At 32.4% G+C, this 11,238-nt stretch carries 10 protein-coding genes; 7 read left to right on the top strand and 3 right to left on the bottom strand.

What is annotated here, in order from left to right:
• The first annotated feature begins 1 nt into the window (after position 1).
• From AC1Q7L_RS04115 to AC1Q7L_RS04090, 6 genes are all read left to right on the top strand, one after another.
• On the top strand, positions 2–1,546 hold the full coding sequence (locus tag AC1Q7L_RS04115; RefSeq protein ID WP_492306518.1) for a RagB/SusD family nutrient uptake outer membrane protein: 1,545 nt from the start codon (positions 2–4) through the stop codon (positions 1,544–1,546).
• Positions 1,547–1,549: 3 nt separating this feature from the next.
• A complete protein-coding gene (locus AC1Q7L_RS04110) occupies positions 1,550–2,980 on the top strand; it encodes a glycoside hydrolase family 30 protein (protein WP_492306517.1) in 1,431 nt (476 codons plus the stop codon).
• A 13-nt stretch (positions 2,981–2,993) separates the two neighbouring features.
• Positions 2,994–5,216, top strand: a complete 2,223-nt coding sequence (bglX, locus tag AC1Q7L_RS04105) for a beta-glucosidase BglX (RefSeq protein WP_492306516.1) — start codon at positions 2,994–2,996, stop codon at positions 5,214–5,216.
• Between the two features lie 28 nt (positions 5,217–5,244).
• Positions 5,245–5,454, top strand: coding sequence for a hypothetical protein (locus tag AC1Q7L_RS04100; protein WP_492306515.1), 210 nt, complete (start codon positions 5,245–5,247; stop codon positions 5,452–5,454).
• Between the two features lie 126 nt (positions 5,455–5,580).
• Positions 5,581–6,387, top strand: a complete 807-nt coding sequence (locus tag AC1Q7L_RS04095; RefSeq protein ID WP_492306514.1) for a glycoside hydrolase family 16 protein — start codon at positions 5,581–5,583, stop codon at positions 6,385–6,387.
• Positions 6,388–6,429: 42 nt separating this feature from the next.
• Positions 6,430–7,869, top strand: coding sequence for a glycoside hydrolase family 30 protein (locus AC1Q7L_RS04090; RefSeq protein ID WP_492306513.1), 1,440 nt, complete (start codon positions 6,430–6,432; stop codon positions 7,867–7,869).
• 500 nt (positions 7,870–8,369) lie between these two features.
• Here the strand turns inward: AC1Q7L_RS04090 and AC1Q7L_RS04085 are convergent, their stop codons facing one another.
• The gene (locus tag AC1Q7L_RS04085; RefSeq protein ID WP_492306512.1) at positions 8,370–8,606 is read right to left on the bottom strand and encodes a hypothetical protein; all 237 of its coding nucleotides are present in this window, start codon (positions 8,604–8,606) and stop codon (positions 8,370–8,372) included.
• An 18-nt stretch (positions 8,607–8,624) separates the two neighbouring features.
• The gene (locus AC1Q7L_RS04080) at positions 8,625–9,329 is read right to left on the bottom strand and encodes a hypothetical protein (RefSeq protein WP_492306511.1); all 705 of its coding nucleotides are present in this window, start codon (positions 9,327–9,329) and stop codon (positions 8,625–8,627) included.
• 209 nt (positions 9,330–9,538) lie between these two features.
• On the opposite strand from AC1Q7L_RS04080, the gene AC1Q7L_RS04075 reads away from it, so the two are divergent.
• Positions 9,539–9,766 (top strand): hypothetical protein, encoded by a 228-nt coding sequence (locus AC1Q7L_RS04075; RefSeq protein ID WP_492306510.1) that lies wholly within the window; start codon positions 9,539–9,541, stop codon positions 9,764–9,766.
• A 62-nt stretch (positions 9,767–9,828) separates the two neighbouring features.
• Here AC1Q7L_RS04075 and AC1Q7L_RS04070 read toward each other — a convergent pair whose 3' ends face one another.
• Positions 9,829–10,758: an IS1595 family transposase gene (locus AC1Q7L_RS04070; protein WP_492306509.1), complete on the bottom strand. Its 930-nt coding sequence runs from the start codon at positions 10,756–10,758 to the stop codon at positions 9,829–9,831.
• Positions 10,759–11,238: the final 480 nt, after the last annotated feature.

Below are 11,238 nucleotides of genomic sequence, written 5' to 3'. Positions count from 1 at the left end.
AATGAAAAATAAAAGTTTTATATATAAAAGTATTTCCGTTTTAATGCTTGCAGGAATTAGCTTTGGAGCTGTTTCTTGTAGTGATGGTAATTTGGAAGATGTTAAAAATACAGGAACCTTCGATTCAAATAATTACTTTAAGAATGAAGAGCAGTGTTTCGCGGGACTTGTTTCATCGTACGATATGATGAGAAAATATTCGGGCGGATTTGAAAATATGGTAACATTCTTTAATGGCGCTTCTGATGATTTCTATTCTGGTGGAGGGAATTCTTCAGATGGAGCAGGGATCCAAGGGTTTTCAAATTATACGCTTAATCCTGTGATTATGCCTGCTAGTTACTGGAGGGATTATTATCAGGGTATTGCAAAAGCAAATCTTCTATTGGATAGAATTCCCAATGCTAGTATGAATGATCAAACTAGGAAAAGATTTATTGCAGAAGCAAAAGTTTTGAGGTCATTATATTATTTTGAATTATTAAGAATGTTTAAAAATATTCCTTTAATATTAAAGCCTGTTCTGGTAACAGATGATTATTATAATATTCCTCAAGAAGATCCTGCAAAAGTTTATGCACAGATCGAAAATGATATTGCTTCAGCAATTGGAGATCTGCCGATGACTATTCCATCAAATAATTTAAACGAAATTGGCAGAATTACACAAGGCTCAGCGAGAGCAATCTTGGGTAAAATTTATCTGTATGATAAAAAATATACATTAGCTGCATCCGAATTTCAGCAAGTAAATGGTACACCTGGAGGAACAAGTCAATATGGATACAAGCTTGTACCCAACTTTTCTAGCCTTTGGGTTATAGATAATAAATTTACTACAGAATCCATCTTGGAAGCAATGCACACCAATACAGGAAACGGAGTTTGGGCCAACTGGGGAAGTGGTAAAGATGAAGGTAACGCAGTAAATCAGATGGTAGGAATTATTTCTTATGGAGTTAATACAAATATTCCGAATAATGACGCACCAAGTATCCATTCTGGGTGGGGCTTTAATCCTATTACAGATGATTTATTTAACTTTATGCAAGGTGATCCTCGTCTCAATGCAACAATTTTTAATGCTAAAAGCTTAAAACAACAAAATAAAATTAGTTATTCTCCAGGTTTTAGAGATACAGGATATTTCTTAAATAAATATTTACCAAGAAAAGCTGATGAGTCTACTCAGCCGGGAAATACAGAACTTAACTTCCGTCAAAACTATATCGCCATTAGATTAGCAGATACTTATTTAATGGAAGCAGAAGCCCTTAACGGTTCAGGAGCAAGAGCTCAAGCTTTATTAGATGCTGTAAGAGCTAGAGTAGGTTTAGCGCCGGTTACAGTTTCCATGCAGGCGATCAAGGATGAAAGAAGAAGAGAATTGGCTGGTGAAGGTCACAGATGGTTCGATTTAGTAAGATGGGGTGATGCTCCGGCTAAATTGGGATCAAGAGGATTTGTTGCAGGTAAAAATGAAATACTACCAATTCCTTTTAATGAATTAGTAAATACAGCTTTAACGCAAAATCCTGGCTATTAAAACATGAAGTTTCACAATTTATATAGTTTCTTTTTAAAAAGTACTACACTGCTAATTGGCGGTGTGGTACTTTTGCCTTTAACATCATGTAAATCAACTGTAAGTACGAAAGATCAAATTCAGAATTGGCTCACAAAAGGAGATGAAAGTGTAAAATTAGAACAACAGCTACCTTTAGTTTTTGTAAAAACATCCAACAACATTCAAAATATTGACATTGATGATTCTCAAAAGTTTCAATATGTTGACGGTTTCGGATATACATTAACAGGTGGAAGTGTTGAAGTAATTAACCGACTTTCACCATCCAAAAGAAAAGCTTTACTAAATGAACTTTTTGGAAATGATAAAAATTCAATTTCCATAAGTTATTTAAGATTAAGCATTGGCGCCTCCGATTTGGACAGCGAAGTTTTTTCTTATGACGATTTACCGGAAGGTCAAACAGATCCTTCTCTTTCAAAATTCAGTTTGGCAAGAGATAAAGATTTAATTGCGATGTTAAAAGAAATTTTAGCGATCAATCCAAAAATCAAGATCATTGCTGCACCTTGGTCGGCTCCGGTTTGGATGAAAGACAATGGAAAATCAAAAGGAGGAAGCTTAAAACCTGAATTTTACTATGTTTATGCTAAATATTTCGTAAAATACATTCAGGGAATGCAGAAAGAAGGAATTACGATTGATGCAATAACTCCTCAAAACGAACCTTTACATCCCGGAAATAATCCGAGCTTGTATATGCCATCAGATCAGCAAAAAGATTTCATCAAGAAAAGTTTAGGTCCAATTTTTAAATCAAATACTATTAAAACTAAAATTGTGGTTTACGATCACAATTGCAACAAGCCTGAATATGTTACCAATATTTTAGGTGATTCCGAAGCTTCACAATATATCGATGGTTCTGCTTTCCATTTATATGAAGGCGAAATTTCAGCTTTAGGTACTGTTCATGCTGCTTTTCCAAATAAAAATTTGTATTTTACGGAGCAATGGACAGGCGCGAAGAGAACTTTTAATGAAGATTTAAATTGGCATACCAAAAACGTGGTCATCGGTTCTATGAGAAACTGGAGCAAAATCGCTCTGGAATGGAATTTAGCCAATGACCCTCAATACAAACCTCACACAGACGGAGGTTGTACAGAATGTAAAGGAGCAATTACGGTTTCAGACAGTGAAAATTTCACGAGAAACGTTGCATATTATATCATTGCTCATGCCTCAAAATTTATTCCTGCTGATTCAAGAAGAATAGCTTCTACTCAAACCGACAATCTTTCTACTGCGGCTTTTATTACACCTGCAGGAAAGAGAATTTTGGTTGTGCAAAACGGAGCAAAAAATGAAGAAACATTTAATATAAAATATAACGGAAAAACGGCAACAGTCAATCTTTCGGGAAATTCGGTTGCGACTTACATTTTTTAAAAAAAAGAACAACATGAAGAAGAAATGCCTTTTATTACTATTCGTAGCACTCGGAGTTGGTGCTTCTGCACAGAAATCTATAGATCAAAGAGTTTCGGAGATCTTATCTAAAATGACTTTAGAGGAAAAAGTAGGTCAGTTAGTTCAGTACAGCGGTTTCGAGTATGCAACAGGCCCTCAAAATTCCAATTCTGCCAGTGTTTTAGATGAAATAAAAAAAGGTAAAGTAGGCTCAATGCTGAATGTAGCAGGAGCAGAAGAAACCAGAAAATTTCAGGAATTAGCTTTAAAATCAAGGTTAAAAATTCCTTTGTTATTTGGACAGGATGTAATTCACGGATACAGAACAACTTTTCCTGTGAATTTAGGTCAAGCTGCGAGTTGGGATTTAAATTTAATTGAAAAATCTGAAAGAATTGCCGCAACAGAAGCTTCGGCTTACGGAATTCACTGGACGTTTGCGCCAATGGTCGATGTTGCCAGAGATCCGAGATGGGGTAGAGTAATGGAAGGTTCGGGTGAAGATACTTATCTGGGAACTCAAATTGGTTTGGCAAGAATCAAAGGTTTTCAAGGAAAAGGTCTGGGAAATATTGATGCGATCATGGCTTGTGCAAAGCATTTCGCAGCGTATGGAGCAGCAGTTGGCGGAAGAGATTACAATTCTGTTGACATGAGTTTAAGACAATTAAATGAAACTTATCTTCCACCTTTCAAAGCAGCTGCGGAGGCTGGAGTTGCAACTTTTATGAATTCTTTTAATGATATTAATGGAATTCCGGCAACGGCAAACAAATATATTTTAAGAGATCTTTTAAAAGGTAAATGGAACTACCAAGGTTTTGTGGTTTCAGACTGGGGAAGTATTGGCGAAATGGTTCCTCACGGTTATGCAAAAGACAATAAAGAAGCTGCAGAAAAAGCAATCATTGCAGGAAGCGATATGGATATGGAAAGCCGTGCTTACATGGCTGAACTTCCAAAGCTTGTTCAGGAAGGAAAGGTTGATCCTAAATTAATTGATGATGCGGCAAGAAGAATTTTAGTTAAAAAATTCGAAATGGGATTATTTGATGATCCTTACAGATTCAGCAATGAAAAAAGACAGAAAGAACAATTAAATAATCAGGATAATAGAAAATTCGGAAGAGAGTTTGGTTCAAAAAGTATTGTTTTATTAAAAAATGAAAAAAGTATTCTTCCCCTTTCAAAAACTACGAAAACGATTGCATTAATTGGCCCTTTTGGAAAAGAAACAACTGCAAATCACGGTTTTTGGTCGATTGCTTTTAAAGATGATAATCAAAGAATTATCACTCAGTTTGACGGAATTAAAAATCAATTAGATAAAAACTCAACATTATTATACGCAAAAGGAGCTAACGTTGATGATAAAGATAAATCGATGTTTGCTGAAGCGGTGGAAACGGCAAAAAAAGCAGACGTTGTTATCATGACTTTAGGCGAAGGTTCAGCAATGAGCGGTGAAGCAAAAAGTAGAAGTAATTTACATTTCACGGGAGTTCAGGAAGATTTATTGAAAGAAATTGCAAAAACAGGAAAACCGATTGTTTTGATGATCAACGCAGGAAGACCTTTGGTTTTTGACTGGGCTGCAGATAATATTCCGACAATCATTTACACTTGGTGGTTAGGAACAGAAGCAGGAAATTCTATCGCAGACGTCCTTTTCGGAACAGTAAATCCAGGTGGGAAATTACCAATGACATTCCCAAAAACAGAAGGACAAATTCCAGTTTACTACAATCATTACAACACAGGAAGACCAGCTAAAAATGATACGGATAGAAACTATGTTTCAGCTTACATTGATTTGGATAATGACCCGAAATTTCCATTTGGTTATGGTTTAAGTTATACTCAATTTAAATATTCTGATATGAATTTAAGTTCAACAACCCTTAAAGGAAATCAGACGTTGAATATTAGTGTAAATGTTTCCAACACTGGAAATTATGATGGGGAAGAAGTGGTGCAGTTATACATCAGAGATTTATTCGGAAAAGTGGTAAGACCAGTGAAAGAATTGAAAAACTTCCAAAAAGTGTTCATCAAAAAAGGAGAAAGTAAAACAGTAAACTTTACGCTGACTCCGGAAAATTTAAAATTTTATGATGATGAATTAAACTATGATTGGGAAGCCGGAGAATTCGATATTATGGTGGGAACTAACTCTAAAGATGTTCAGACAAAAAGGATCAATTGGTCAAAATAAATATTAGTTTACAAAAACTGAGAGCGGGATGAAACCCGCTTTTGGTGGTAAAAGACGTGATTTTTTAAGTAAGCGTAATCTTTGTCATTCTGAAAAGAATCTAGATAATATTTGTAGAGATGCTTCCAACATGACAAACTTTGAAAATAAATTAAACTTAATCTTAATTGAAGAGTTTTTAACGCAAAGATTGAATATTGAGATTACATATTTTAAGGAGCAAAGAATTAATCAATGAAATTGATTGTAAGAAGAGAGCTTAATCAGCGACTTTGTCGCAACTCTTTGCTCCTTAAAATCAAAATATTTTTAAAATAAAACTTTGCGTTTTAAAAACGAGATATTAAAAATTAGATAGAAAACTTTGAACATAAAATTCCAACATATCATCATTTTAGTCGGCGGAACTTTAGCTTTTTCTGTTATAAGTTGTGCTTCCAACAAGCCCGATTCCAACAGAAAATTAATCTGGAATGATGAGTTTAATGGAAAAGGATTACCAGATTCTACAAAATGGAATTATGAAGTCGGTGGCGACGGTTATGGAAATAATGAAGCTCAATTTTATACCCAAAACCGTTTAGAAAATGCAAGAGTTGAAAACGGAAATTTAATTATTGAAGCCAAAAAAGAAAATTGGGAAAAGAACAAATATAGTTCGGCAAAACTTTTAACAAAGGGAAAATTTTCCTTTCAATATGGAACGGTTGAAGTTCGGGCTAAACTTCCAAAAGGTCGCGGAACGTGGCCTGCCATCTGGATGATGAGCGAAAATATGAAAGAATGGCCGGATGATGGTGAGCTTGATATTATGGAACATGTTGGATTTAATCAAGGATATATTCATGCGTCGGTTCATACGAAAAAGTACAATCATATTATCGGAACACAGAAAACCGATACGTTGATCGTGAAAGATGCAAGCGAACAATTTCATGTCTATAAAGCAGATTGGACGCCTGAGAAAATTGATGTTTATATTGATGATCAAAAGTTTTTCACCTATGAAAATAAAGAAAAAACCTATGAAGCGTGGCCTTTTGATCAGCCGTATTATATCATTTTAAATCTTGCAGTCGGTGGATTTTGGGGTGGAAAAGAAGGCATTGATGATTCTATTTTCCCTCAGAAATATTACATCGATTATGTAAGGGTTTATCAAAATAAATAATGAAGCGAGAGTGATTTTCTCTCCATAAAATAGAAAGAAATTATGAAGAAACTAGTAGTAAGTTGTTTTGTAGTGGGAGCTTTTTTTAATGCAAATGCTCAGAATTACTGGAAAAAAAATGCAGGAAAAACAGCGAAAGTAATTTTCACCAATTCCAAGACCAACGAAAAAATGGTTGATAAAGGAACGGTGACATTCGAAAAGATGGATCAGCCAAAAGAAACTGATGCCTGTGTTTTTGTAGATCCTGATTTTAAATATCAAAAATTAATAGGAATCGGAGGTGCTATTACCGATGCATCGGCCGAAACTTTTTATAAACTTCCAAAAAATAAGCAGAAAGAAATTCTTGAAGCTTATTATGGGAAAAATGGGTTAGGATACACGGTTGTTCGTACCAATATGAACTCGTGCGACTTCTCAAGTGATTCTTATACTTATGTAACAGAAAATGATAATTCATTAAAATCATTCAACGTTGCACATGATGAAAAGTATAAAATTCCATTAATTAAAGAAGCTCAAAAGGCAATTGGAAAAGATTTTACGTTCTATTTTTCTCCTTGGAGTCCACCAGCTTGGATGAAATCTAACAAAAGCATGTTGAAAGGAGGTCGACTGGAAAATAGTTTCTATCAAACCTGGGCAGATTATTACGTGAAATTCATTAAAGAATACGAAAAAAGAGGAATTAATGTTTGGGGATTGACCGTTCAAAACGAACCAATGGCAACACAAAGCTGGGAATCTTGTATTTACACTGCTGAAGAAGAAGGGGAGTTCCTGAAAAACAATTTAGGCCCAACCCTTTGGAAAAATGGATTTAAAGATAAAAAAGTAATGATCTGGGATCATAACCGTGATTTGATTTACCAAAGAGCAACAACAACATTAAGCGATCCCGAAACTTCAAAATATGCTTCCGGAATCGGTTACCACTGGTACGAAACATGGAATAATAAAACACAGCTTTTTGATAATTTAATTGAAACTCAAAGAGCTTTTCCGGATAAGTTTTTAGCGTTCACGGAAGGTTGTAAAGAGCAATTTGATATGTCAAAAATTTATGACGTAAGTTTGGGCGAATTGTATGGAAGAAACATGATCAACGATTTCAACAAAGGAACCGCTTTATGGACGGACTGGAATGTTCTTCTAGATGAAACTGGAGGCCCTAACCATGTTGGGAATTTCTGTTTTGCCCCAATCATCGCGGATACAAAAACAGGAGAAGTTCATTATACATATGAATACTATTATGTTGGTCACGTTTCGAAATTCATTAAGCCAAATGCACAAAGAATCGGAAGTTCATCCAACAGAGCTGCTTTAACGTCAACTACTTTCATGAATGAAAATGGACAGCTAGTTACCGTAATTATGAATGATTCTGACAACGATATCGATACCAATCTTTGGATCGAAGGAATGTCGGCCAAGTTATCTGCACCTGCGCACTCTATACAGACCGTAATTTTATAACATCATATTAACATTTTTAATTAGGATCGGCGGACTCAATTGAGCCCGCCGATTTGAGTTTATACTTTACTAAAATGCTGTTATATAATTGTATTTTCATATACTAGAAAATTTTCATTCTCGTTACTGAAATAAAACTTAAAATAAAATACATGAAAATGATATCATTTCTGCTAATAATTTTAGTGATATGTTGTTCTTCGAATAAATTTATTGCTAGAAATAATGACCCTAATAATATATATGAAATATTAAAAATTGACAGTACTAAAAACATGTATTTAATACAGATTCGAAACAATAATATTAAAGAATTAGTTTTATCTGAAAAAAACTGCAAATTAAAATTAGGCGCCTACATACAATGTTACACTAAATCTTAACACGCTATTTATTGTACATAGATTTTATTTAGTATTATATCTAACTTATCTTGTTGATAAAAATAAATGAAGACTAAAATAATTAGTCTTCATTTATTTAATTTTTTAATAAAAGAATTAAACTAATTCTTCAACATATTTAATAGTCTTTTTTTGTTCTTCAATCGTTTGTTCAAAAATATAATCTTCTTTAGTTTGAACAAAAAACCATCCATCAGTGTATAAAGTTGTCATTGTAGCTTTACATACTGGACAGATTATATTATCAGCTTTTTTTTCTTCGGGGAAGAATAACCTGTTTTCAATTACAATGCTTTCAGTATTACAGCATTTACATAAAACATAATTTTCCATAATATTATATGTTTGAGTTTATAAAAAAAGTCTTTTTAAATTTTCGGTATTATAATCAGTTTTATAATCTTTCCGGCATTTACACCATCTAACACAATCAGGACGATGCATAAATTTACCTTTTAATACATGATTGTCGGACAAATTTTTTATAATTTCATTTTTTGCAGAGTTAAATAATATAACATCTTCATTATCAATATTAATAGTATGTTGAGGGTCATCAACAAACACCCTTCTCACATAGTTAAATAGAATTGGTGAATCATTATTTCTAATTGTTATCATTTTTCTTTGTCTGTCAATAGTATGCCAAAGCTTTTTTAATTCGTCTACATTTTGAAAATATCTTTCTTCCATTGTACTATTGACATCCCAATACATAGGGTTATTTTTTGTTATCCAGATTTCAAAGTTTTCATCTTTTATTAGTTCCCTATCTAATTCAAATAATATTGGACCATAATAGTTTTCTCTATTAAATGCAATATGTAAATCAGCTGTATCTAAAAATACATCATTCCATACATTCACCTGCTTATCTTTATTATCAGATTTTAGTTGTGGAGTTTGAAACAAACCTTTATTTTCAACAGCTCCCCTTGAAAGTAATCCTCCATTTTGAAGGTATGTAATAGATGTACTCACAGTATTAGCATGATAAAGAGCTAATATTTGTTTTTCAACAAAAAAGTCATAAAGTTCATGGTTATTTAATCTCATCTAAATCATTTGTGTTAAACAAAACTATATTATATAAATATAAGAAAAACAAATGATTTAACAAGAACCTAATTTTAAAATTAAGGTTCTGTATAACTTAAGCTAATTTAAAGTCTCACAAAATTTAACATACACAATATATTGATATATAAATCTTGCATATTTTTAAATTTTGAATATTTATATATAAATAATAAAATATTCGAAAAATGGAAAATAACGAAAGATTAATAACAGTTTGTATAAAAGATGAAAATGAAAATTTCACGGCAAAATTTTGTTTCTTTAATAATGTTGAAGAACTGGTTAAAGAAATTGATGACTATATTTCTAATGAGTTAAATTTACAAAATGTGGAAATTTACATTGATAATAATGAAATCTTTTCTGAAGATGAGAAAAAGATTTTAACTGATAAGAGGTATCAATTTGACTAAATATAGTTGATGATAAAAATCGAAATAATTTTGAAAATAGTCTTCCGTTTGGGAGACTATTTTTATTTTGCTGTTAGCTTTTCATAGGTTAAATTACAATCTTTGATATTTGAAATCATATGCATGAATTTTTCACTAGGACTCATTTCTCTTGTATTATGCTTAAAGACAAATTCGTTGATATATAATTGTAAATGCTTCTTTGAAGTAACTCTATAAACACCAATAATTGCTCCTTTTACACGAGTCCAGAAATTCTCAATACAGTTTGTGCTTGCATTACCATTCACATATTCTTTCTTTCCATGATTAACTATTGAGTGATTGTAATATTTATGTAAATTTTTATATGCTGTCCATTCATCTGTGAAAACTGTATCATGTAAATTAATTGTTCTAAAAATAAAAGGCTCTAAATCATATCTACTAACTGTTGGAACCACTCTAGCGACTACTTTTCCACCACGTTGAATTAATCCCAATACAGGAACTTTATCTTTAAAACTTCTTCCTTGTGAATGTTTTACTTTTTTATCTGCATGACGATTTTTATTTTTCCCACCTACATACGTTTCATCAATTTCGACTTCACCTGATAATAAGTGATTATTTTCAAATGCAGAACATGCTCTTAATCTTTTAAGAATGAACCAAGTTGTCTTCTGCGTTAAATTGAGGTCTCTTTCTAATTGTTTAGATGATAAACCTCCTTTATGGCTTGTGAATAACCATATTGCAATAAACCAATCTTGAAGTTTAAGATTTGAGTTCTTAAATAAACCAATATTTCTTATGGTAAAATATTTTCCTGTGTTCTTACACTTGAATTTATTGTTCTTACATTTATAGACTTTTGATGTCTTATCAAAAGGTGAAACTGGATTTCCGTTCCAAAAAATCCCTTCTAAGAAATTTATGCACTTCTGTTCATCTGAAAATGTTAAAATTAATTCTTTTAATGATCTAATTTTCAATTCATTAAAAATATTCATATCTTCTATTGTTAGAAGTATACTATCCGTAAATGTGTGTTTATTATAAGATGAAAGCGCTAATGTTGCGCTAAAAAAACATCAGTCATGAAAAAACTCTTTATATTTGTTCAAAATTATGGATATAGCATATCCTAATAAGACATTTTCGAACACATAGAACGCTTGTCTAACGACATTCCTCAAGAAAATCTGGTACATTTAATTGGAGGGAATATGTTAGCAACTTTCATGTCATATCTATATGGCATGGGGCTGCTGCATTTTCGACTCCAACGGTTTACCAGAACCTTCTTGATAGAATTTGCTAGTAGTCCTCATGCTTTCTTTATTTACAAACAACTCTTTTTCGGGACTGAGAAGAAATTAAATCACATTTATGATTAACTCAATTATGGATTTCCGTAAGGAAATTATCACTTCACGAAATAGCTTTGTGAAGTCTAACACTATGAATGAAATTCTATTAAAAATCAAATT

Source organism: Chryseobacterium sp. GW823-FHT05E08, from assembly GCF_058795655.1.
The sequence above is the reverse complement of the archived record's forward strand: the minus strand, read 5'-3'. Positions and strand labels throughout refer to the sequence as shown.

What these genes read in the sequence shown, in the direction of transcription:
- AC1Q7L_RS04080 (WP_492306511.1), bottom strand. Translation starts at nt 9,329, where the DNA reads ATGAGATTAAATAACCATGAACTTTATGACTTTTTTGTTGAAAAACAA.
- AC1Q7L_RS04070 (WP_492306509.1), bottom strand. Translation starts at nt 10,758, where the DNA reads ATGAATATTTTTAATGAATTGAAAATTAGATCATTAAAAGAATTAATT.
- AC1Q7L_RS04090 (WP_492306513.1), top strand. Translation starts at nt 6,430, where the DNA reads ATGAAGAAACTAGTAGTAAGTTGTTTTGTAGTGGGAGCTTTTTTTAAT.
- AC1Q7L_RS04110 (WP_492306517.1), top strand. Translation starts at nt 1,550, where the DNA reads ATGAAGTTTCACAATTTATATAGTTTCTTTTTAAAAAGTACTACACTG.
- AC1Q7L_RS04115 (WP_492306518.1), top strand. Translation starts at nt 2, where the DNA reads ATGAAAAATAAAAGTTTTATATATAAAAGTATTTCCGTTTTAATGCTT.
- AC1Q7L_RS04085 (WP_492306512.1), bottom strand. Translation starts at nt 8,606, where the DNA reads ATGGAAAATTATGTTTTATGTAAATGCTGTAATACTGAAAGCATTGTA.
- AC1Q7L_RS04100 (WP_492306515.1), top strand. Translation starts at nt 5,245, where the DNA reads ATGAAACCCGCTTTTGGTGGTAAAAGACGTGATTTTTTAAGTAAGCGT.
- bglX (WP_492306516.1), top strand. Translation starts at nt 2,994, where the DNA reads ATGAAGAAGAAATGCCTTTTATTACTATTCGTAGCACTCGGAGTTGGT.
- AC1Q7L_RS04075 (WP_492306510.1), top strand. Translation starts at nt 9,539, where the DNA reads ATGGAAAATAACGAAAGATTAATAACAGTTTGTATAAAAGATGAAAAT.